This window comes from Sphaerisporangium sp. TRM90804, from assembly GCF_029846175.1.
Taxonomy (GTDB): Bacteria; Actinomycetota; Actinomycetes; order Streptosporangiales; family Streptosporangiaceae; genus Sphaerisporangium.
In genome coordinates this window covers 81,809-102,684 of record NZ_JARWAC010000030.1, presented here as the reverse complement: position 1 = coordinate 102,684, position 20,876 = coordinate 81,809, and the positions used below count along the sequence as shown (strand labels likewise).

Below are 20,876 nucleotides of genomic sequence, written 5' to 3'. Positions count from 1 at the left end.
AGGAGAACCCCGTCCGACGTGCGGAGATGAGCCGGAAATAGGCGGGTAACGACTGAGGCGCATAAGCGGACGCGGGGGGCCGATCAGTTGACGGGACCCTCGGCCGGCCGCACCGTGATCTCGGTGATGTGGGCGTCCGGGCTCGCGGTGACGGCGGCCAGAACGGTGCCCGCCACCGAGGCCGGGACGAGGTACTTCTCGGGCTCGTAGGGGCCGCCCTCGCTCGCGCGCACCTCCCTCTGCATGTCGGTGTCGACGCGGCCGGTGTAGATCGTGGTGACGCGCAGGCCGTTGCCCTGCTCCTCCAGGCGCAGGGCGTCGGCGAGGGCGCGCAGCGCGAACTTGCTCGCCGCGTAGGCGCCCCAGGTGGGGTTGGCGCGCAGCCCCGCACCAGAGTTGATCATGACGACGTGGCCGCGCGCGGCCCTGAGCGCGGGCAGGAGCAGGCGGGTCAGGCCGGCCACCGCGGTGACGTTGACCTCCAGCACCTCGCGCCACACCTGCGGCGTGAGGTCGGCGACCGAGCCGAGCCGCGTCACGCCGGCGCTGTGCACGAGCACGTCGAGCCGCTCGACGCCGGCGACGGCCTCGGCGACGGCGCGTTCGTCGGTGAGCTCGACGGGCCACGGGCGGGCGCCGAGCTCATCGCAGATGTGCAGCAACGTGGTGCTCTCGCGACCGCCGAGCAGGAGGTCGTGTGTCGGCGCGAGGGCCCGGGCGATCGCCGCCCCCACACCCCGAGAGCCTCCGGTGATCAGCGCGATGGGTCGTTCAGCCATGTGATCACCCTAGCGGCGACCCCGTCACCCGCCCGCCACGGCGGCCGCACGGGTCGGGCCCCGCCCTTCGCGACGCCGGACCGCGCCGCCTCGTCCGGTCAGGACGGGAGGAACACGCCCGTCTCGTCGGCCATGCGCTCGTGCTCCTGGATGCGGGCCTTGGTGCGCAGCGGCGTCGCCGCGGCCATGGCCTCCAGCAGGGCCATGGCCAGGGCCAGCGGGGCGGCGTGGGAGTCGAACACCGGGCCGCGCCGCACCGGCGCCGGCAGCACCACGTCACAGGGGAAGGGGACGTCCGCACGGTCGGCGATGGCCGCCGTGCGGAAGCCCAGCTTGGCGGCGTACTGCAGGGCGTGGACCGCCTCCGCCGGGTAGCGCGGCAGGACGACGGCGAGCAGCCACTCCGCGCCGGCCCTGCGGGCGGCGTGCAGGCCGTCGGCCAGCTCCGAGCCGCCGTGGACCAGCGGGCGCACGTCCGGGTGGATGCGCCGGGCGTAGTAGGCGAAGGTCGTCACCGGGCCCGACGCCTCGCGCAGGCCCAGCACGGGTAACGGCTCGCATCCCGCCAGCGCGGTGCCCAGCCCGGCGATCCGCGCGGCCAGCCCGCCGTCGTCCGGCGCGTCCTGCCCCGCGCCGTCCTGCCCCCGCGAGCCGCTGCCGTCGGGGTGCGCGTCGCGGGCGAGGTGGTCGCGGATGACGGTGAGGGAGCGGATCTCGTGGTCGATCGCCGCGCACAGCGGCCCCCCGGACGCCTCCGCCGCGTCGCCGGGCGGGCCGTACGCCGTCCCCCGATCGCGCTCTCCGTCGAGCCGCCCCTGAGGGTGCGCGACCGGGTCGTGCCGCCCCTCGGCCCCGTCCGCGCCCTGCCCCGACGGGGAGCCGTCACGGCCGACCACGAGCGGGCGGAGCGCCTGGCGCAGCTCCGGGTAGCCGGCGAAGCCCAGCGCCATCGCGAACCGGGTGACCGACGGCTGGCTCACCCCGGCGCGCACGGCCAGCTCGACGCTGGACAGGAAGATCGCCTCCGGGAGGTGCTCGTCCACGTACTGCGCGATGCGTTGCTGGACCGGTGACAACCGCTTCCCCTGGAGCAGCCGTTCGAGCCCTTCCGCCACTTCCGCCTCCCGCCCCCGGGTCCGATCCCCCGCGTGCACAACGTCGCGACCGCCGCGCTTCATCCCGCCCGGCAGGGGAATCCGCCCCAGCGAATGATGTCATTCAGGGATAGAGTCCGGTACGTGATGGAATGGCGGGAACGCGACACTACGCGTCTCGCGTTGCTCCGTTCGTGACGGCCCCCACCTCTTCACGCGCCGCGTCCTGGCGTCTGCTGCTGTCCCACGTCCGCCCCCACCGGTGGACCCTGGTCCTCGGAGGAGCGCTCGGGCTGGCGGGCAGCCTCGCCGGCCTGGCCACGCCCCTCCTCGCCAAGAGCGTGATCGACGCGTTCGGCGGCGAGGTGTCGCTGACCGGCCCCGTGCTCACCCTGAGCGTGCTCATCCTGCTCGGCGCCGTCGTCTCCGCCCTGGGCGGGTACGTGCTGGAGCGCACCGCCGAGAGCATCGTGCTGAACGCCCGCCTGCGCCTGGTCAGGCGGATGCTGCGCCTGCGGGTGCCCGACGTCGACCGGCTGCAGCCCGGCGACCTGCAGTCCCGGGTCACCGCAGACACGACGCTGCTGAGCGCCGTGTGCAGCTCCGGCCTCACCGGGGGCGTCACCGGCGTGTTCACGCTCATCGGATGCCTGGCGCTGATGGCGTTCGTGGACGCGGTCCTGCTCGCCACCACCATGGGCGTGCTCGTGACGGTCGCCGTGATCAACTTCGTCATCCTGCCGCGCATCCGCGCCGCGACCAACCAGGCGCAGGTCGCCCTGGGTGAGATGGGCGCGACCCTCGACCGCTCGCTCCAGGCGTTCCGCACGGTGAAGGCGTCCGGCGCCGAGAGGCGCGAGACCGAGGCGGTGGAGCGGGCGGCGGTCACCGCCTGGCGGCGCGGGCTCACCGCGGCCGGATGGAGCGCGGCCGCCGGGACGTCGACGTGGCTGGCCGTGCAGCTCGCGTTCCTCGCGGTGCTGGGCGTGGGCGGCGTGCGGGTGGCGGCCGGCGACCTGCCGGTGTCCTCGCTGATCGCGTTCCTGCTGTACCTCTTCTACCTGATGGGGCCGATCTCCCAGCTCGTCCAGGCGGCCATCCAGCTGCAGGCGGGCCTCGCCGTCATCCCCCGCCTGCGCGAGGTCGAGGACCTGCCCGCGGAACCGTCCGACCCCGCCGACCCGGCGGCCCCGGCCCCGGACGGGACCGCGCCGGTGCCCGCGCCCACCCTGGCCGGCGCCGCGGCGGAGCCGAGCCCCGACGGGACGGCGGCCACCGTCACGCCCGCCTCGGCCGACGCTACGGCACCTGGCACGGCCCCGGCCGTCGCTACCTCGCTCCGCGTGAGCGCCGGGACGTCCCCGGCGTCGATCGGGGACGGGCCGGCGTCGGTGACGCTCACGGACATCGCCTTCCGGTACGGGGACGACCGGCCGCGCGCGCTCGACGGCGTGTCGTTCGAGCTCCGGGCCGGCGGCATGACGGCGCTCGTCGGGCCGTCCGGTGCGGGCAAGTCGACCGTCTTCGCGCTGCTGGAGCGGTTCTACGAGCCCGACGCGGGGGTCATCACCGCCGACGGCCACGACGTGCGCGACCTGCCCCTGGCGGCGTGGCGCTCCTCCCTCGGCTACGTGGAGCAGGACGCGCCCGTGCTGTCGGGCACCCTGCGGGAGAACCTCGTGTTCGGCGCGCCCGACGCCACCGACGCCGAGGTGGCCGAGGTGCTGGGCCGCACTCGGCTGGAGGAGCTGGTGTCGCGGCTGCCCGACGGCCTGGAGACGCCGGTGGGCCACCGCGGGCAGATGCTGTCGGGCGGCGAGCGGCAGCGGGTCGCCATCGCCCGGGCCCTGCTGCGCAGGCCGCGCCTGCTCCTGCTGGACGAGGCGACCTCCCAGCTCGACGCGGTCAACGAGATGCGGCTGCGCGACGTGGTCGCCGAGGTCGCCGGCGTCACGACGGTGCTGGTCATCGCGCACCGCCTGTCCACCGTCACCACCGCCGACCAGATCGTCGTCCTGGACGCCGGCCGCGTGCGCGCCGCCGGGACCCACGCCGAGCTGGTCTCCCAAGACGGCCTGTATCGCGAGCTGGCCGCCACCCAGCTCCTAGCCGCCGGCCGGCAGGGCTAGCCCCGCCGAGCCGGCGGGCCGGCTCCGCCGTCCGCTCGGCCGCTCCGGGAAACCTTCGCCGTCCCTGGAAACGCGGCCAATCCGCTCGTCTCACGGCTCCGTATGGATGGTGAGGATCCCGGCCGGACCTCTCCCACCAGACGACGACCGGTCGCGCATGGCGACCGGGGGCCGAGAGGACCGAACGACATGGAGCTCCGGATCAACCGGCGAGCTTTGACCGCACTGGCGGTCGCGGGGGCGCTGTCCGTCTCATCACTCGCCTTGCTCCGCCCCGACACGGGCACAGCCTCCTCGCACCGGGAGGCGCCGATGATCGCGGGCGACCCGCGTAACGACAACACCGACGTCTACGCGTTCGTCAGCCCCGACAAGCCGGACACCGTCACGCTCATGGCCAACTGGATCCCGTTCGAGGAGCCGGTCGGCGGGCCGAACTTCTACACGTTCGACACCAGGTCGCGGTACAACATCAAGATCGACAACGACGGCAACGCCAAGCCCGACGTCGTCTACCAGTGGACCTTCCGCGACCAGGACAAGCGCGGCACCTCCACCTTCCTGTACAACAACGGCCCCGTCACCTCCCTCGGCGACGAGAACCTGCTGTTCCGCCAGCGCTACACGCTCAAGAAGTACGACGAGAAGAACGGCTGGACCACCCTGGTCAAGAACGGCGTCGTCGCGCCGAGCAACGTCGGCGCCGCCTCGATGCCCGACTACGCCACGCTCCGCGCCCAGTCGCTGGAGAAGCTCCCGCGCGGCGGCCAGGCCTTCGCCGGCCAGGCCGACGAGGCCTTCTTCCTGGACCTGCGGGTGTTCGACCTGCTGTACGGCGGCGACCTGTCGCAGGTCGGCCAGGACACCACCAAGGGCTACAACGTGCACAGCCTCGCGGTGCAGGTGCCCAAGGCGGACCTCGCGCTCAAATCGGACCCCGGGCGGAACCCGGTCGTCGGCGTCTGGGCCACCACCGACAAGTGGAGCCCGAGCGGCTACCGCCAGGTGTCGCGCCTGGGCAACCCGCTGGTCAACGAGGTTGTCGTGCCCGCCGCGCTCAAGGACACCTTCAACTCCCTCAGCCCCGACAAGGACGCCGGAATCCCGGCCGTCGTCAAGCGTGTGACCAACCCCGAGCTGCCCAGGCTGCTCGAGGGCATCTACAAGATCCCCGCGCCCAAGACGCCCCGCGCCGACCTGGTCGAGATCTTCCTCACCGGCATCGCCAAGGCCAACGGCCCCATCAAGGCCGACCTGAACTCGCAGATCCTCAACAAGGACGTCGACGCCAAGTCGTTCCGGCCCTCGGAGATGCTGCGGCTCAACATGGCGATCCCGCCCGCGGCGAGCCCCGACCGGCTCGGCGTGCTCGGGGGCGACCCGCAGGGCTTCCCGAACGGCCGCCGCCTCACCGACGACGTGGTCGACATCTCGCTGCAGGCCGTGGCGGGCGCCGCCCAGACCGGCAAGCTCGTCCAGGCGCTCGCCGCCGGTGACAAGGTCGACGCGAACGACAAGCCGTTCCAGACACGGTTCCCGTACATCCCGCTGCCCAGCGCCGCCGCCGTCAACCAGAACTGACGGCCCCCGGCCCGGCTCCCGCCCCCCCAAGGGCGGGGGCCGCGCCCCGCACCACGGCCGCCAGCCGGACCTGGCGGGCCCCCCACCGGTGCCCGACCTCCCAGGGGCGGGCACCAAGCGCACCACCGCCGTCGACCAGAACCGGCGGGCCCCCACCGCCTCCCGCCCTCCCAAGGGCAGGCACCACGCCCCACGCCACCGCCATGGACCAGAACCGGCGGGCCCCGCCTCGCCAGGGGCGGCAGCCGGCGCCCGCGCCGCTCCGGCGCCACCCCTCGATGTCCGGGAAACCACCAGGAGACGCACCATGTCCGACCCCGCACGCCTTCGCGGCAGCGCACGCAAAGCGGCCGTCATCGCCTCGGGCGCCCTGGGCGTCGCGCTGGCGGTGACGGCGGGCGCCACCCTGCTGACGCCGCCCGCGCCGCGCCCCGCCGCCTCCCTCTCCGGCCCCGCCTCCGCCGTCTCGCACGGGGAGGGGCGCCTCTCGTCGGACCCGTCTCGCTCGGCCAAGGCCCTGCAGGCGCGGCTGAGGCGGCTGCCGAAAGACCATCTGGCCTGGGCATCCCTCGGGACGGCGTACGTCGAACAGGCCAGGATCACCGCCGACCCCTCCTACTACGCCAAGGCCGGCGAGGCCCTCGAACGGGCCGCGAGGCTGGCCCCGGCCGATCCCGCGGTCCTCACCGGCCGGGCCGCGCTCGCCGCCGGGCGTCACGAGTTCGCCGAGGCGGTGCGGCTGGCACGGCTGGCGGTGTCCGCCAACCCGCACGGGGCCGCCGCGTACGGCGTGCTCGCCGACGCGCACACCCAGCTCGGCGACCTGCGCCGGGCGGGGAACGCCGTCCGGCGCATGGTGGAGCTGCGGCCCGGCGTCGCGTCCTTCACCCGCGCCTCCTACGACGCCGAGCTGCGCGGCGACCATGCCGAGGCCGTCAGGATGCTGGAGGCGGCGCTCGGCGACGCCTTCACCGCCGACGACGTCGCCCACTGCCGGTACCGCCTCGGCGAGCTGGCGCTGCGCTCGGGCGACCTCCAAGGCGCGGGCCGCCGGTACGCCGAGGCGCTGGCCTCCTCGCCCGGGTACCTCCCCGCCCTCGCGGGGCAGGCCCGCGTCGCCGCCTTCGACGGCCGCCTCGGCCAGGCCGTCGACGGCTACGCCGCCGTCGTGGCCCGGCTGCCGCTCGCCCAGTACGTCGTGGAGTACGGCGAGGTGCTGGTGAAGCTGGGCCGCGACCCGGGCCCGCAGTGGTCGCTGCTGGCGGCGCAGAAGTCGCTCATGGCCGCCGCCGGCGTCCGCGACGATCTCACGTGGGCGGAGTTCGAGGCCGACCACGGTTCACCGGCCGAGGCCGTACGGCACGCCGAGGCCGAGTACGCGCGCAACCCGAACGCGGTGGCGGCGGACGCCCTGGCCTGGGCCCTGCACAAGGCGGGCGAGTCGCGCCGGGCTCTCGGCCACGCGCGGGAGGCCACCGCGAGCGGATGGCGCAACGCCCTGTTCCTGCACCACCGCGCGGCGATCGAGAAGGCGCTGGGAAGAGACCCCGCCCGCTCGTCGGCCCTCGCCGAACGGTACAACCCGCGCTTCGACCCGTCGCTGCCCGCCCTCGCGAGGATGTCATGATCGCCCTAGCACTGGCCGCCCTGATGGCGGCCCACCCCCTGACCGGCCTCGCCGCCAACCACGCCCCCGCCGTCCCGGCCCACCCGCTGAGCGGCCTGACCGTCAACCACGCCCCCGCCGTCCCGGCCCAGCCACTGAGCAGCCTGACCGTCAACCACGCCCCCGCCGTCCCGGCCCACCCGCTGAGCGGCCTGACCGTCAACCACGGCCCCGCCGTCGTGGCCCATCCGCTGGGCAACTTCACCGTCAACCACTACAACGGCCTGCGGGTGCTGCCGGGCGAGATCCGCAACACGGCGGTCGTCGACTACGCCGAGCTGCCGACCCTCCAGGGAGAGGCCGGCGTCGACACCGACCGGTCCGGCGACGCCTCGCCCGGGGAACGGGCCGCGTACGCCGCCGCCACGTGCGGCGCGCTGGCGCGGGTGCAGCGGCTCGCCGTGGACGGCAGGCCCGTCCCCTGGCGGGTGGACGCCGCCTCCTTCGACCGCGTCCCCGGGCAGGGCGGGCTCAGCACCGGCCGCCTGACGTGCGCGCTGTCGGCTCCGGCGACGGTCTCCTCCACCATCGTGTTCTCTGACGGCTTCCTGCCCGACCGCATCGGCTGGCGCGAGATCACGGCGATCGGCGAGGGGGTGCGGCTGGCGCCGTCCGGCATAGCGGAGCGGAGCGTGAGCCGCGAGCTGCGCTCCTACCCCGACGACCTGCTCGCCGACCCGCTCGACCAGCGCTCGGCGACGTTGCGCGTGGCCGGGGCCGGAGCGGGCGCCACCGCCGAGCGTGCCCCATCCCTGCCCGCCCTGGGCATCGGCGGGCCGATCGGCGAGGCGCTCGGCGCGGTCGACCGCACCTTCACCGGCCTGATCGGAGGCTCCTCGCTCACCGTGCCGCTCGGCCTGCTGGCGGTGCTGCTCGCCGTTGTGCTCGGCGCCGGGCACGCGCTCATCCCCGGGCACGGCAAGACCGTCATGGCCGCCTACCTGGCCGGCCGCCGGGGCCGCCCGCGTGACGCGGTGGTGGTGGGCGCCACCGTCACGGCGACCCACACCGCCGGGGTCCTGGCGGTGGGCCTGCTGATCAGCGCGTTCTCGACGGTGGCGGGAGAGTCGGTCCTCGCCTGGCTGGGCCTGGCCAGCGGCCTGCTCATCGTCCTACTGGGAACCCGCCTCCTGTGGACGGCCATACGCACCCGCCACCGACCCCCCGGCGAAGCCGCCCACGGCCACGGACACGGACACCTGACCGGGAGTCATGAGCCCGGCCACGCGACCTGGGTCCACGGGCACGGCCACGGGATCGGGCGGGGAGATGGACGCGGGAACGGACACGGCCACCTGACCGCGGGCCATGGGCACGGACACGGACACGGGGCTCCGGGCCGGGCGGGGCTGGTCGGGCTCGGGGTGGCCGGTGGCCTGGTGCCGAGCCCGTCGGCGCTGATCGTGCTGCTCGGCGCGGCGGCCCTCGGCCGTACGTGGTTCGGCGTGGCCCTGGTCGCGGCCTACGGGGTCGGCATGGCCGCCACCCTGACCGCGACCGGCCTGCTGCTGGTGAAGCTCGCGGCCCGCCTGGACCGACTCGCCCTCACTCGACGGGGCCTGGCCGCCCGCGTCTCCGGGCTCGCCCCGGTGGGAACCGCCACCATGGTCGTCGTACTCGGCACCGGCCTGGCCGTACGCAGCCTCGCCGGCGCCCTGTGACCGCGGGGTACGCCCTCGGCGGCCACGGCGGCGGGGGTCGTACGACGGCGGCTCCCCGTCATCGGGGAGCCGAGCCGCCGCGACGTGGCTGCCGCCCGAGGGGTGCGCGACGCGGCCGCCGCCCTAGGAGCGCGCGACCGGGCCACCGCTCCAGAAGTGGGCTCAGCGGCGGACCTTGTAGTCGCGGCGGATCTCGTCGGCGGTCTCCATGATCTTGTCCTTGGTCGCCAGCAGCCGGGCCTCGGCCTCCTCGGTGCGCGCCTCGGCGGCCATGGTGCGGTTGCCGGTGGTCGCGCCCAGGCGCTGCTTGGCGCGGGCCTTGAGCATCCGGAACTTCAGTTTGTCGACCAGGCTCATCTCGATCGTTCCTTCCAGGAGCTGATCAGGTTCGCTCCCGCACACTCCCCCGCAGAACGCGAAACATGCTTCATTAGGGATCAACGCAGGTCAGCGCGGCCGTCCGGGCGGGGCCTCGGTGGCGTCCGGGGCAGGGGGGAGCGCCGGCTCATGGCGGGCCTCCTGGGGCGGCTGGAGCGCCGGCTCGTGGCGGGCGTCCGTGGCGCGGCTCCTGCGGCCGGTGTCCGGCTCCGCGTGGACGTCGGCGCGGCGGTTCCTGCGGGTCCGGCGGCCCCTGTCGGGCTCGGCGCGGGCGACGCGCTTGGCGCGCTGGGCGAGGCGCTCGCCGGTGTTCCAGACGGACGGCAGGTCGTGGCGGCCGGAGACGAACTCCTGGACGGCGATCTTGACCCGGATCACCGGGCGGCGCCAGCGGATCTCCCGGTGCAGGGCCCTGGCCATCTTGTCGGGTCGCGGGCGCCGCGCGCCGGGCGCGAAGAGCCAGTGCGCCCACGGCGACCCGGGGCGGGCCAGCCGCACGGCGCCGACGATGAGCAGGAAGGGCGCGAACAGGCCCGCCAGGCCGGTCCAGATCTTGCCCTTCAGCAGGGTGATCACCGCGAGCAGCAGGTTCGCGATCAGCAGGAGCGGCGCCCACCACCCGCTGTCTTGCACGCCGGGGATCTCCCAGCTGAACGGGCGCAGCCCGATGAGCAGCAGCATCGTGACCGCGATGGCCACGAACACGGCGTCGACCGAGGTGCGTCCCTCCTCGGACCAGTAGACGTCCCGTAGGTGCAGCAGCAGCGCGAACTCGTCGAGCACCAGGGCGGCGCCGACGCCGAACACGGCCGCGCTCAGCGCGTACCCGTCGGCGGAGATCCCGTTGACCACCAGCCCGGCGACCCCGCTCATGAGCATGAGCACCACGCCGAAGACCACGTGGTGAATGTGCACGTCGCCGACGTTGACGTTCCTGAACCAGCCGACCTTGGCCCGGATCAGGCGCACGTTCAGGCGCGTGAACAGGAACGTCACGATCAGCGCGACCAGGAAACAGAACAGCGGCAGGCGTCCGCTGTCGATGATCCGCTCTTGGACCCATATACCCACAGGCATCCCCCGCTTCCGATGCTACGGCGCGCCGGGCGTGCACGGCTCAGGCGAGGAACGCGCGCAGCAGCGCGGCGGTGCCCTCCAGGTGCTCGACGACGGCCCGCCTTGCGGCCTCCGGGTCGCCCGAGAGGATCGCCTCGGCCATCGCCTCGTGCTGGGCGGCGGAGTGGTCGATGTTGGGGCCCAGCACCGGGATGGCGTTGAGCAGGTCGGTGACCCGCAGCCGCGCGTCGGCGCTCGCGGTGGCGAGCAGGCTCGACCCGGTCAGCTCGGCGATCGACAGGTGGAAGGCGGTGTCCAGGCGCCGGTAGTCGGCCGGCTCGGCCTGGTTGACGTCGGTGAGGCGGCGTCGCAGGAGGGCGCTCTGCTCGTCGGTCAGCGGTGTGGAGGCCAGCACCTGGGCGGCGCCGCACTCGATCGCCATGCGGAAGGTGAGGGCGTCGGCCAGCTCGCCCGGCCCCATCTCGGCGACGGCCCTGCGCAGGTCGCCGTGGCGCGGCAGCGGCGGTTCGTAGACCACGAACGCCCCGCCGTAACGGCCGCGCCGCACGTCGAGGTACCCGGCGTCCCGCAGGGAGCCGATGGCCTCGCGCAGGGTGACCCGGCTGATGCCGAGCTGGGCGGCCAGTTCGCGCTCGGGCGGGAGCTTGGCGCCGGGGGCGACCACGCCCAGCTTGATGGCCTGCAGGAGCCGCTCCACCGTCTCCTCGAAGGCGTTGCCCGCCCGCACGGGGCGCAGGAGCGCGACGAGCTGCGGCGCGCCCATCGTGTCCTCCCTCTGCCCGCCTCAATGGTGCAAGATTAGTCCTTTCGCCGCCGGAGGGCCCACGGCCGTTGACGGCGGACCGGCGCTGGTGCTTGCATGCCTCCAATGGTCTGTTTCCAGACTTTTAGCGAAGGGAGCGCCGTGCTCACCGTCGACCAACTGCGCGAAGACGTGTCCGCCGGGCGGATCGACACGGTGATCCTGGCGATCGTCGACATGCAGGGCCGCCTGCAGGGCAAGCGCCTGTCCGCCCGGTACTTCCTGGAGGAGGTGCTCGGCCACGCCGCCGAGGGGTGCAACTACCTGCTCGCCGTGGACGTCGACATGAACACCGTCGAGGGTTACGGCATGTCGTCGTGGGAGCGCGGGTACGGCGACTTCGTCATGAAGCCCGATCTGCCGACGCTGCGGCGGGTGCCCTGGCAGGACGGGGCCGCGCTGGTCATGGCGGACGTCCTGTGGGAGGACGGCTCCGACGTCGTGGCCTCGCCGCGCCAGATCCTGCGCGGGCAGATCTCCCGCCTCGCCGAACGCGGCTGGGCGGCGTACGTCGGCACCGAGCTGGAGTTCGTCCTCTACGACACCAGCTACGAGAGCGCCTGGGCGAGCGGCTACCGCGACCTGACCCCGGCCAACCAGTACAACGTCGACTACTCGCTGCTCGGCGGCGCCCGGGTAGAGCCGCTGCTGCGCCGCATCCGCCTGGGCATGGAGGGGGCCGGCATGTACGTCGAGTCGGCCAAGGGCGAGTGCAACCTCGGGCAGCACGAGATCGCCTTCCGGTTCGCCGAGGCTCTCGCCACCTGCGACAACCACTCGATCTACAAGAACGGCGCCAAGGAGATCGCCGCCCAGGAGGGCAGGGCGATCACCTTCATGGCCAAGCCGAACCACCGCGAGGGCAACTCCTGCCACATCCACATCTCGCTGCGCACGGCCGACGGCGAGGGCATGGTGATGGCCGGCGACGGGCCGCGCGGCCTGTCCAAGACCGGGGAGCACTTCATCGCCGGCCAGCTCGCCGCGATGCGGGAGTTCACGCTGCTCTACGCGCCGAACGTCAACTCCTACAAGCGGTACGTCCCCGGCAGCTTCGCCCCGACGGCGGTCAAGTGGGGCGTGGACAACCGCACGTGCTCGCTGCGGCTGGTCGGGCACGGGCCCTCGCTGCGCGTGGAGAACCGGGTGCCGGGCGGCGACGTCAATCCCTACCTCGCGGTCGCCGGGCTGATCGCCGCCGGGCTGCACGGCATCGAGAACGAGCTGCCGCTGGAGGAGCCGTACACCGGCAACGCCTACTCCTCCGGCGCCGGCACCGTGCCGGCCACGCTTCGCGACGCGCTCGCCCTCTGGGAGGGCTCCAAGCTCGCGAAGGCGGCGCTGGGCGAGGAGGTCGTCGAGCACTACGCGAACAACGCGCGGGTCGAGCTGGCCGCCTTCGACGCGGCGGTCACCGACTGGGAGCTGTTGCGCGGATTCGAGCGGATGTGAGCATGAAGATCATCAACCCGGCCACCGAAGAGGTGCTCGCCGACGTCGAGCTCGCCGACGTGGCCGAGACCGACCGCGCGGTTGAGCGGGCGCGCCGGGCGTTCCCCGCCTGGCGCGAGGTCGCCCCCGGCGACCGCGCCCGCCTGCTGCGGCGGTTCGCCGACCTGGTCGAGCGGCACGGCGAGGAGCTGGCCGCCCTGGAGACCGCGAACGCCGGGCACACGGCCGGCAACGCCGCCTGGGAGGCCGGCAACGTCCGCGACGTGCTGCACTACTACGCGGGCGCGCCCGAGCGCGAGCACGGCAGGCAGATCCCGGTGCCGGGCGGGGTGAACCTCACGTTCGCCGAGCCGCTCGGCGTCGTCGGGGTGATCGTGCCGTGGAACTTCCCCATGGTCGTCATGATGTGGGGCGCGGCGCCGGCGCTGGCGGCGGGCAACACCGTCATCGTCAAGCCGGCCGAGTGGACGCCGCTCACCGCCCTGCGGCTCGCCGAGCTGGCGTTGGAGGCGGGGCTGCCCCAAGGGGTGCTCCAGGTGCTGCCCGGCGCCGGGGAGGTCGCGGGGGCGCGGCTGGTCGAGCACCCCGCCGTGCGGAAGATCGTGTTCACCGGGTCCACGGACGTCGGCCGCCTGGTCGCCGCCCGCGCGGCCGCGACGGTCAAGCGGGTCACGCTGGAGCTCGGCGGCAAGAGCGCCAACATCGTCTTCGCCGACGCCGACCTCGAACGGGCGGCGGCCACCGCCCCCTCGGCGGTGTTCGACAACAGCGGCCAGGACTGCTGCGCCCGCTCGCGCATCCTGGTCGAGCGCCCCGTGTACGAGGAGTTCCTCGACCGGCTGCGCGAGGCCGTCGCGGACGTCACCGTGGGCGACCCGCTGGCGCCCGGCACAGACATGGGCCCGCTGATCAGCGCCGAGCACCGCGAGCGGGTGGCGTCCTACGTCACCGGCGTCCCGTACTTCCAGGGCGCGTGCCCGTCCGGCAGGGGCTTCTGGTTCCCGCCGACGGTGCTGACCCACGAGTCGCTCGACGACCGCGCGTTCACCGAGGAGATCTTCGGCCCGGTGGTCGGCGTGGTGCCCTTCTCCGGCGAGGCGGAGGCCGTCGAGATCGCCAACAACACCGAGTACGGCCTGTCGGGCTCCATCTGGACGCGCGACGTGGGCCGCGCGCTGCGCATGGCACGCGCGGTCGAGGCGGGCAACCTGTCGGTCAACTCGCACTCCTCGGTGCGCTACTGGACGCCGTTCGGCGGCGTGAAGCAGTCGGGCCTCGGCCGCGAGCTCGGGCCGGACGCGCTGGCGGCCTTCACCGACACCAAGAACGTCTTCATCGCCCACTGACCGGGCCGGTGCGGCCCGTCACACCGTCCACGAGCACCAGGGGGTTCCTCCGACATGCAACGCCTGCTAGACCGCGTCGCGGTGATCACCGGGGCGGCGGGCGGCATCGGCCTCGCCACCGCCCGCCGCTTCGCCGAGGAGGGCGCGAAGGTCGTGTGCGCCGACCTCGACGAGGAGGGCGGCGCCAAGGCGGCCGAAGAGGTGGGCGGCGTCTTCGTCCGCGCCGACGTCACCAGCGAGGAGGACGTCAGCCGCATGTTCGAGACGGCCTTCGAGACCTACGGCAGCGTCGACATCGCCTTCAACAACGCCGGGATCTCGCCGCCCGAGGACGACTCCATCCTGTCCACCGGCATCGAGGCGTGGCGGCGGGTGCAGGAGGTCAACCTGACCAGCGTGTACCTGTGCTGCAAGCACGCCATCCCGTACATGCGGCGCCAGGGCAAGGGGTCGATCATCAACACCGCGTCGTTCGTGGCGGTGATGGGCTCGGCCACCTCGCAGATCTCCTACACCGCCTCCAAGGGCGGGGTGCTGGCCATGTCGCGCGAGCTGGGCGTCCAGTTCGCCCGGGAGGGCATCCGGGTCAACGCGCTGTGCCCGGGGCCGGTCAACACGCCGCTGCTCCAGGAGCTTTTCGCCAAGGACCCCGAGCGGGCCGCGCGCCGCCTGGTGCACATCCCGGCCGGCCGGTTCGCCGAGGCGTCCGAGATCGCCGCCGCGGTGGCGTTCCTGGCCTCCGACGACGCCAGCTTCATCACCGGCGCGGAGTTCCTGGTGGACGGCGGCATCTCCGGCGCGTACGTCACCCCGGTGTAGACGTGGGCGCCTCGCGGCCGGTCATCGGCATCACCTGCTACGTCGAGCCCGCCTCCTACACGGTGTGGCGGACGCCGGCCGCGCTGCTGCCGTACGCCTACGTGGAGCACGTCGCCCGCGCGGGCGGGCAGCCGGTCATCCTGCCGCCCGCCGGCGCCCCGGCCGAGCTGGCCGGCCGGCTGGACGGCCTGATCATCGCCGGCGGCGGCGACGTCGACCCGGCCAGGTACGGGCACGCCGCGCACGAGCGCACCGGCTTCGTCCGCCCGTTCCGCGACGAGGCGGAGTTCGCCCTGGCCGCCGCCGCGCTGGAGGCCGGGCTGCCGTTCCTGGGCATCTGCCGGGGCATGCAGGTGCTGAACGTGCTGCTCGGCGGCAGCCTGCACCAGCACGTGCCCGACGTGGTCGGCCACTCCGGCCATGCCCCCGCGCCGGGTGAGTTCGGCCACCTGCCCGTGCGGGTGGCGCCCGGGAGCCGGCTGGCAGCCGTGCTGGGCGGCCACACCGCCGAGACGGCGCACTACCACCACCAGGCCGCCGACCGGCTCGGCGCCGGGCTCGCGGTGTGCGCCACCGCCGAGGACGGCACCGTGGAGGCCGTGGAGCTGCCCGGCCTTCCGCTCACGCTGGGCGTGCAGTGGCATCCCGAGACCGGGCGGGACGGCCACCTGTTCGAGGCGCTGGTCGCCGCCGCGACCTCGGGCCGTCCTGTTGGTATGGTGAGCCCAGAACACCGATGATCCCGTGCGGGAGAGCGTCCTGACAGCCGGTCAGGAACCCTGAAGGAGCAAGTCCTCCCCACGAACCTCACAAGGCAAAGGACCGCTCGGGCCAGGTGCTCTCTGGAAAGCAGGCCGCCTCGATGGCGCCTCGCCGAAGGTGAAAGTCCGGTAAAACTCGGGCGAAACTCTCAGGCACCGATGACAGAGGGGGAGGATGCAGTCATCCAACCCTGCCTGAGGTGCGAATCATGTCCAGATCCACACCGCTCCGCGAGGTTCACGAGAGCCTCGGCGCCACGCTCACCGACTTCGCCGGCTGGCTGATGCCGTTGCGCTACGGCAGCGAGTCCGCCGAGCACAACGCGGTGCGCACGGCGGCCGGGCTGTTCGACCTGTCCCACATGGGCGAGATCTTCGTCACCGGGCCCCAGGCGGGCGAGGCGCTCGACTACGCGCTCGTCGGCCACCTGTCCGCGCTGGAGACCGGCCGCGCCCGCTACACGATGATCTGCGCCGCCGACGGCGGGGTGCTGGACGACCTGATCGTCTACCGGCAGGGCGACGACCGGTTCCTCGTCGTGGCCAACGCCTCCAACTACGCGCGCGTGGCGGACGAGCTGGCCGAGCGCGCCGAGGGCTTCGACGCCGAGGTCGACGACCAGTCCGACGCGTACGCGCTGGTCGCGGTCCAGGGGCCGCGCGCCCTGGAGATCCTCAGCACGCTCACCGACGCCGATCTGCCCGCGCTGAAGTACTACGCCGGCGTGCCGGGCACCGTCGCCGGGGCCGAGGCGTTCATCGCCCGCACCGGCTACACCGGCGAGGACGGCTTCGAGCTGTTCGTCGCCGCCGCCGACGCCGTCCCGCTGTGGCAGGAGCTGGCCAAGGCGGGCGACGCCTTCGGCCTGCGCCCCGCGGGCCTGTCGGCCCGCGACACGCTCCGCCTGGAGGCCGGCATGCCGTTGTACGGCAACGAGCTGAACGCGGGCCTCACCCCCTTCGACGCCGGCCTCGGCCGCGTCGTCAAGTTCGGCAAGCCGGGCGACTTCGTCGGTCGCGCGGCGCTCGCGCCGTTGAAGGACGTCCCGCCGCGCCGGCGCCTGATCGGCCTGGTCGCGCGGGGCCGCCGGGTGCCGCGCCACGGATACCCCGTGGTGCTCGGTGACGGCGCCGTCGTCGGAGAGGTCACCAGCGGTGCGCCCTCCCAGTCCGTCGGCAAGCCGATCGCGATGGCCTACGTGGACACCGACGTGTCCGACGGCCTGGCGGTCGACATCCGTGGTAGCCATGAACCGGTCGACGTGGTTGACCTGCCTTTTTACCGGAGGAGCATGTGAGCAGCATTCCCCAGGAGCTCAGCTACACCAAGGAGCACGAGTGGGTGGCCGGTCTCGACGACGGCCTCACCGTGACCGTGGGCATCACGGCGTACGCCGCCGAGTCGCTGGGCGACGTGGTGTTCGTGCAGTTGCCCGAGGTGGGCGCCACCATCGAGGCGGGTGACGCCATCGGCGAGGTCGAGTCGACCAAGTCGGTGAGCGACATCTACGCGCCGGTCACCGGCGAGGTCGTCGAGACCAACGACACCGTCGTGGACGACCCTTCGCTGATCAATTCCGACCCTTACGGCGAGGGCTGGCTGTTCCGCGTCCGCATGGAGGGCGACCCCGAAGACCTGCTCACCGCCGACGAGTACACCACCGTCACCACGGTGGAGTCCTGACCCAGGTTCCACGGCCGAGGCCCTCCGGCGTCCACCCCCCAGCCTCGTAAACGATCGGCCTCTGGGCCCGCCCCGGCCGGGTCACCACCCCTCGTCCCGGCCGGGGCGGGCCTGTCACTGTCCAGACTGTCCCAGAAGGGCGGACGTCCATGGCGATCAGCGTGTTCGACCTGTTCAAGGTCGGCATCGGCCCGTCCAGCTCGCACACCGGCGGGCCGATGGCGGCGGCGCACAAGTTCGCCCGGGGGCTGCGCGACGACGGCCTGCTGGAGAAGACGGCGCGGGTCAAGGTCATCCTGTACGGCTCGCTGGGGCTGACCGGCAAGGGGCACGGCAGCGACAAGGCCGTCCTGCTCGGCCTGTCGGGCGAGAAGCCCGAGCTGGTCGACGTGGACGCCGTCGAGGGCAGGCTGGCGGCGATGCGCGAGAGCGGCACGCTGCGGCTCTTCGCCGAGCGGGAGATCCCGTTCAAGGTCGGGGACGACCTGGTCTTCGAGCGCAAGGTCTCGCTGCCGCACCACCCGAACGGCATGCTCTTCACCGCGCTGTCGGCAGAGGGGGAGCCCCTGCGCGAGAAGGTGTACTACTCGGTGGGCGGCGGGTTCGTCGTGGACGAGAACGCCACCGGCGCCGACCGCATCAAGGCCGACGACACCGAGCTGCCCCACCCCTTCACCACGGCCGCCGAGCTGCTCGCGCGTTGCTCGGAGACCGGTCTGTCGGTCTCCGGCCTCATGCTGCAGAACGAGACCGCGTTCGGCCGCTCAGAGCAGGAGATCAGGTCGGCCCTGCTGGAGCTTTGGGCCGTCATGACCGAGTGCGTCCGGCGCGGCACCGCCAAGGAGGGCATGCTGCCGGGCGGCCTGAAGGTCAAGCGGCGGGCCAACAAGCTGTACCGGCGCCTGCAGAGCGAGAGCACCGAGAAGGACCCGCTCCAGGTCATGGACTGGGTCACCCTGTTCGCCCTGGCCGTGAACGAGGAGAACGCGGCCGGCGGCCGCATCGTCACCGCCCCCACCAACGGCGCGGCGGGCATCATCCCGGCCGTGCTGACGTACTACGAACGCTTCGTGCCGCAGGCCGACGACGACGGCGTCGTCCGCTTCCTGCTCACCGCCGGGGCGATCGGCGTCCTGTTCAAGGAGAACGCCTCCATCTCCGGCGCCGAGGTCGGCTGCCAGGGCGAGGTCGGCTCCGCCTGCTCCATGGCCGCCGCCGGCCTCACCGAGGCCCTGGGCGGCACCCCCGAACAGGTCGAGAACGCCGCCGAGATCGGCATCGAACACAACCTCGGCCTCACCTGCGACCCCATCGGCGGCCTGGTGCAGATCCCCTGCATCGAACGCAACGCGGTGGCCTCCATCAAGGCCATCACCGCCACCCGCATGGCCCTGCGAGGCGACGGCCGCCACTTCGTCTCCCTCGACAAGGCCATCAAGACCATGCGCGACACCGGCCGCGACATGCTCGACAAGTACAAGGAAACCAGCCGAGGCGGCCTGGCCGTCAACGTCATCGAGTGCTGATGTGCCCGGGGCCGGCCGTTCAGTGGCCCTGGAGGTAGAAGTAGGTCTTCTCGAAGTCGCGGGCCGCCAGGGCGTCGGCGCGGATGGCCCAGATCGCGAAGGCGCCGTCGCCCCAGATCATGTCGGCGTCGGTGTCCTCGGCGAGTTGCAGCAGGGTGACCCATTGGCTCGCCTCGGCGAAGAACGTGGGGTCGCCGTACCAGCCGGCACCGGCGTCCTGGGCCGCCTCGGCCTCGACCGGGTTCTGGAAGGCGACGGAGTAGCCGCCCACCTGGTGCAGGGGGCCCGGGAAGGCGTCGTGTCCGTAGTTTGCGATCGACTCGGCGAAGTCGTCGTGGTGCCAGACCGCCTCGTACGTCTCGGGGACGCCGCCGAAGGCCTGCACCAGGACCGGCTGGCACCCTTCCGGCCAGGTCGCCACGGTCGAGGCGGTCAGCGGCAGTTCGGGGTGTTCGTACGGCGCGGGACGCGGGACCACGGCCGTGCCGACCGGCAGGTAGACGACCTCCGCCCTGTCGCCTTCGAGTTCGGTGAAGAACAGCAGCGTGCCGTCGGCGGGTAACGCGATGTCGACCTCGTAGCGGTTCAGGCGGGCGCAGTCGAGTTCGACGGCGAGCGCCATGCCGGGCGGCACCTCCATGGTCGGCGGCAGGACGGCCGTCCCCCCGAGCCGACCGACCGGTTCGTCGCCTTCACTCGCCCGGGAGAGCCGGATCGCCGGGCGGGCCAGCTCGATCAGTCGTTCCGCCGTCTCCGCTGGAAGCTTCTCGCGTACGAACGCCGCGTAGTCTCTCAACCAGATCCGCATATGGAGCATTCTCGGCCACGGGGCGCCACAAATCCCGGCCCCCACCATAGTGAGGGCCGGGATCTCGGCTCACACCCGCTTGATCCCATTCACGAAAGCCGACCACTCGGCGGACGACACGACCAGCGCCGGAACGGCCGGACTCTTGCTGTCGCGAACGGCACGCACCCCGAGGAGGTTCGACGCCACCTCGACACAGTCACCCTGATCGGCGCTGTAAGCGCTCTTACGCCACCGCGCAGCCCGAAGGTCTCGTGTCATCGCAGTTCACCGATCCCTCTGTTCGGGGCTCAGATCTGGCCGCCATCTACGGCGGCCACGAACCTCGACCACTCCGCCGGGGACACTATGAGCGCCGGGAAGGTGGGGCTCTTGCTGTCCCGTACGGCGCGTAGGGCTGGGAGATTTGACGCTACCTCGACGCACTCGCCTTGGGCGGCGCTGAAGCTGCTCTTACGCCACTGTGCGCCTTGTAGGTCTTGTGCCACTTTGGTTCACCGCTTCCTCTATGAGTCGGAGGGACTGGCTGAACGGCACGGCCTCTGCCCGGAGCGCGTCATATAGACGGACCAGCTCTGCGATCAAGCGGCGATCGTCGAAGGTTCGTCCGAAGGGCTGCGCATCCGTGTACGCGGCATAGGGGGACCCGTTCCGCTCGGCGATGATGAAGCCGCCTGCCATCCCACAGTGCGCCCGGATCGTGCTGGGAACAACCTGAATGGTCACCTGGGGATGCCGCGCGACCTCAAGCAGATGCGTCAGTTGTTCCCGCATAACCTCGGCGTCACCGATGACCCGATAGAGCACAGCCTCATCGATGATCACGTTCAGGCTTGGGGGCCGGTCGCGATGCAGGATGGCTTGTCGCTGCATGCGGTTCACCAGCCTTTTCTCCAGCTCCTCCTCGGTGATGCCCGGGATCGTGCCGATGATCTCCCGTGCGTAAGCCTGCGTCTGGAGCAGGCCCGGGACCATCGCGGGCTGCCAGGTTCGTAGACCCGTGGCGTCGTCTTCCTCCTCCAGCCAGGGGCGGAGGTATTCGGGCGCCTTGTTCCACGTCGTGGCGGCGTAGAGGCGCGCCATGGTGCCGTCGAGGCCGAAGACCTGGTCGCAGAGTTCGGCGAAGCGGCGGGACGGGGGGCGCTTGGCGACCTCGACCATGTTGACCATGGAGTCGGAGAATCCCATGCGCTCTGCGAGCTGACGTTGGGTCAGGTGCGCCGCCTGGCGGTGACGGCGCAGCTCGAAGGCGAAGATGGCGCGAGGGGATTCGTGGGGGTCTACCTGTCGGGACAAATCTCACCTACCCAGGT

General features: G+C 72.7%; 20 protein-coding genes and 1 riboswitch. Of the genes, 11 read left to right on the top strand and 9 right to left on the bottom strand.

Features of this window, described 5'->3' with window-relative positions; all coding sequences use genetic code 11:
• Nucleotides 1-83 precede the first annotated feature (83 nt).
• Nucleotides 84-779, bottom strand: a complete 696-nt coding sequence (locus PYR91_RS31945; protein WP_279785900.1) for an SDR family oxidoreductase — start codon at nucleotides 777-779, stop codon at nucleotides 84-86.
• 98 nt (nucleotides 780-877) lie between these two features.
• Nucleotides 878-1,894, bottom strand: coding sequence for a MurR/RpiR family transcriptional regulator (locus tag PYR91_RS31940; RefSeq protein WP_279785898.1), 1,017 nt, complete (start codon nucleotides 1,892-1,894; stop codon nucleotides 878-880).
• A 173-nt stretch (nucleotides 1,895-2,067) separates the two neighbouring features.
• On the opposite strand from PYR91_RS31940, the gene PYR91_RS31935 reads away from it, so the two are divergent.
• The 4 genes from PYR91_RS31935 (at nucleotide 2,068) to PYR91_RS31920 (ending at nucleotide 8,910) form a co-directional block, all read left to right on the top strand.
• A complete protein-coding gene (locus tag PYR91_RS31935; RefSeq protein WP_279785896.1) occupies nucleotides 2,068-4,002 on the top strand; it encodes an ABC transporter ATP-binding protein in 1,935 nt (644 codons plus the stop codon).
• 189 nt (nucleotides 4,003-4,191) lie between these two features.
• Nucleotides 4,192-5,583, top strand: a complete 1,392-nt coding sequence (locus PYR91_RS31930) for a DUF4331 domain-containing protein (protein ID WP_279785894.1) — start codon at nucleotides 4,192-4,194, stop codon at nucleotides 5,581-5,583.
• 307 nt (nucleotides 5,584-5,890) lie between these two features.
• Nucleotides 5,891-7,210 (top strand): hypothetical protein, encoded by a 1,320-nt coding sequence (locus PYR91_RS31925; RefSeq protein WP_279785892.1) that lies wholly within the window; start codon nucleotides 5,891-5,893, stop codon nucleotides 7,208-7,210.
• Nucleotides 7,207-8,910, top strand: coding sequence for a High-affinity nickel-transporter (locus PYR91_RS31920; RefSeq protein ID WP_279785890.1), 1,704 nt, complete (start codon nucleotides 7,207-7,209; stop codon nucleotides 8,908-8,910). The genes PYR91_RS31925 and PYR91_RS31920 overlap by 4 nt, the downstream gene beginning before the upstream one ends.
• A gap of 162 nt (nucleotides 8,911-9,072) precedes the next feature.
• Here the strand turns inward: PYR91_RS31920 and PYR91_RS31915 are convergent, their stop codons facing one another.
• The 3 genes from PYR91_RS31915 to PYR91_RS31905 form a co-directional block, all read right to left on the bottom strand.
• Nucleotides 9,073-9,267: a hypothetical protein gene (locus PYR91_RS31915; protein WP_279785889.1), complete on the bottom strand. Its 195-nt coding sequence runs from the start codon at nucleotides 9,265-9,267 to the stop codon at nucleotides 9,073-9,075.
• Between the two features lie 90 nt (nucleotides 9,268-9,357).
• A complete protein-coding gene (locus PYR91_RS31910) occupies nucleotides 9,358-10,365 on the bottom strand; it encodes a hypothetical protein (protein ID WP_279785887.1) in 1,008 nt (335 codons plus the stop codon).
• Between the two features lie 40 nt (nucleotides 10,366-10,405).
• Nucleotides 10,406-11,128 carry an FCD domain-containing protein gene (locus PYR91_RS31905; RefSeq protein WP_279785886.1) on the bottom strand — a complete coding sequence of 241 codons (723 nt, stop codon included), beginning with the start codon at nucleotides 11,126-11,128 and terminating at the stop codon, nucleotides 10,406-10,408.
• A gap of 105 nt (nucleotides 11,129-11,233) precedes the next feature.
• Between PYR91_RS31905 and PYR91_RS31900 the strand changes: the two genes are divergently transcribed.
• The 7 genes from PYR91_RS31900 (at nucleotide 11,234) to PYR91_RS31870 (ending at nucleotide 18,755) form a co-directional block, all read left to right on the top strand.
• On the top strand, nucleotides 11,234-12,619 hold the full coding sequence (locus PYR91_RS31900) for a glutamine synthetase family protein (protein WP_279785885.1): 1,386 nt from the start codon (nucleotides 11,234-11,236) through the stop codon (nucleotides 12,617-12,619).
• Nucleotides 12,620-12,621: 2 nt separating this feature from the next.
• The gene (locus PYR91_RS31895; protein WP_279785884.1) at nucleotides 12,622-13,965 is read left to right on the top strand and encodes an aldehyde dehydrogenase family protein; all 1,344 of its coding nucleotides are present in this window, start codon (nucleotides 12,622-12,624) and stop codon (nucleotides 13,963-13,965) included.
• A gap of 54 nt (nucleotides 13,966-14,019) precedes the next feature.
• Entirely contained in the window at nucleotides 14,020-14,784 is a 765-nt protein-coding gene (locus PYR91_RS31890; RefSeq protein WP_279785882.1) for a 3-oxoacyl-ACP reductase, read from the top strand.
• 2 nt (nucleotides 14,785-14,786) lie between these two features.
• Nucleotides 14,787-15,524 (top strand): gamma-glutamyl-gamma-aminobutyrate hydrolase family protein, encoded by a 738-nt coding sequence (locus PYR91_RS31885; RefSeq protein WP_279785880.1) that lies wholly within the window; start codon nucleotides 14,787-14,789, stop codon nucleotides 15,522-15,524.
• A 92-nt stretch (nucleotides 15,525-15,616) separates the two neighbouring features.
• A riboswitch (glycine riboswitch) is annotated at nucleotides 15,617-15,721 on the top strand.
• 33 nt (nucleotides 15,722-15,754) lie between these two features.
• A complete protein-coding gene (gene gcvT, locus PYR91_RS31880; protein WP_279785878.1) occupies nucleotides 15,755-16,843 on the top strand; it encodes a glycine cleavage system aminomethyltransferase GcvT in 1,089 nt (362 codons plus the stop codon).
• A complete protein-coding gene (gene gcvH, locus PYR91_RS31875) occupies nucleotides 16,840-17,229 on the top strand; it encodes a glycine cleavage system protein GcvH (RefSeq protein ID WP_279785876.1) in 390 nt (129 codons plus the stop codon). The genes gcvT and gcvH overlap by 4 nt, the downstream gene beginning before the upstream one ends.
• A 149-nt stretch (nucleotides 17,230-17,378) precedes the next feature.
• On the top strand, nucleotides 17,379-18,755 hold the full coding sequence (locus tag PYR91_RS31870; RefSeq protein ID WP_279785875.1) for an L-serine ammonia-lyase: 1,377 nt from the start codon (nucleotides 17,379-17,381) through the stop codon (nucleotides 18,753-18,755).
• Between the two features lie 19 nt (nucleotides 18,756-18,774).
• On the opposite strand, the gene PYR91_RS31865 is transcribed toward PYR91_RS31870, so the two are convergent.
• The 4 genes from PYR91_RS31865 to PYR91_RS31850 form a co-directional block, all read right to left on the bottom strand.
• The gene (locus PYR91_RS31865; protein ID WP_279785873.1) at nucleotides 18,775-19,563 is read right to left on the bottom strand and encodes a DUF1963 domain-containing protein; all 789 of its coding nucleotides are present in this window, start codon (nucleotides 19,561-19,563) and stop codon (nucleotides 18,775-18,777) included.
• 69 nt (nucleotides 19,564-19,632) lie between these two features.
• Entirely contained in the window at nucleotides 19,633-19,824 is a 192-nt protein-coding gene (locus tag PYR91_RS31860) for a DUF397 domain-containing protein (RefSeq protein WP_279785872.1), read from the bottom strand.
• A gap of 29 nt (nucleotides 19,825-19,853) precedes the next feature.
• Nucleotides 19,854-20,051: a DUF397 domain-containing protein gene (locus PYR91_RS31855; protein ID WP_279785870.1), complete on the bottom strand. Its 198-nt coding sequence runs from the start codon at nucleotides 20,049-20,051 to the stop codon at nucleotides 19,854-19,856.
• Complete coding sequence (locus PYR91_RS31850) at nucleotides 20,017-20,859, bottom strand: helix-turn-helix transcriptional regulator (RefSeq protein WP_279785869.1); 843 nt, start codon at nucleotides 20,857-20,859, stop codon at nucleotides 20,017-20,019. The genes PYR91_RS31855 and PYR91_RS31850 overlap by 35 nt, the downstream gene beginning before the upstream one ends.
• Nucleotides 20,860-20,876 lie beyond the last annotated feature (17 nt).

Coding starts and splice junctions, on each gene's coding strand:
- PYR91_RS31870 (WP_279785875.1), top strand. CDS start 17,379: ATGGCGATCAGCGTGTTCGACCTGTTCAAGGTCGGCATCGGCCCGTCC.
- PYR91_RS31920 (WP_279785890.1), top strand. CDS start 7,207: ATGATCGCCCTAGCACTGGCCGCCCTGATGGCGGCCCACCCCCTGACC.
- PYR91_RS31925 (WP_279785892.1), top strand. CDS start 5,891: ATGTCCGACCCCGCACGCCTTCGCGGCAGCGCACGCAAAGCGGCCGTC.
- PYR91_RS31945 (WP_279785900.1), bottom strand. CDS start 779: ATGGCTGAACGACCCATCGCGCTGATCACCGGAGGCTCTCGGGGTGTG.
- PYR91_RS31915 (WP_279785889.1), bottom strand. CDS start 9,267: ATGAGCCTGGTCGACAAACTGAAGTTCCGGATGCTCAAGGCCCGCGCC.
- gcvT (WP_279785878.1), top strand. CDS start 15,755: ATGTCCAGATCCACACCGCTCCGCGAGGTTCACGAGAGCCTCGGCGCC.
- PYR91_RS31930 (WP_279785894.1), top strand. CDS start 4,192: ATGGAGCTCCGGATCAACCGGCGAGCTTTGACCGCACTGGCGGTCGCG.
- PYR91_RS31865 (WP_279785873.1), bottom strand. CDS start 19,563: ATGCGGATCTGGTTGAGAGACTACGCGGCGTTCGTACGCGAGAAGCTT.
- PYR91_RS31900 (WP_279785885.1), top strand. CDS start 11,234: ATGGTCTGTTTCCAGACTTTTAGCGAAGGGAGCGCCGTGCTCACCGTC.
- PYR91_RS31890 (WP_279785882.1), top strand. CDS start 14,020: ATGCAACGCCTGCTAGACCGCGTCGCGGTGATCACCGGGGCGGCGGGC.
- PYR91_RS31910 (WP_279785887.1), bottom strand. CDS start 10,365: ATGCCTGTGGGTATATGGGTCCAAGAGCGGATCATCGACAGCGGACGC.
- PYR91_RS31860 (WP_279785872.1), bottom strand. CDS start 19,824: ATGACACGAGACCTTCGGGCTGCGCGGTGGCGTAAGAGCGCTTACAGC.
- PYR91_RS31895 (WP_279785884.1), top strand. CDS start 12,622: ATGAAGATCATCAACCCGGCCACCGAAGAGGTGCTCGCCGACGTCGAG.
- PYR91_RS31905 (WP_279785886.1), bottom strand. CDS start 11,128: ATGGGCGCGCCGCAGCTCGTCGCGCTCCTGCGCCCCGTGCGGGCGGGC.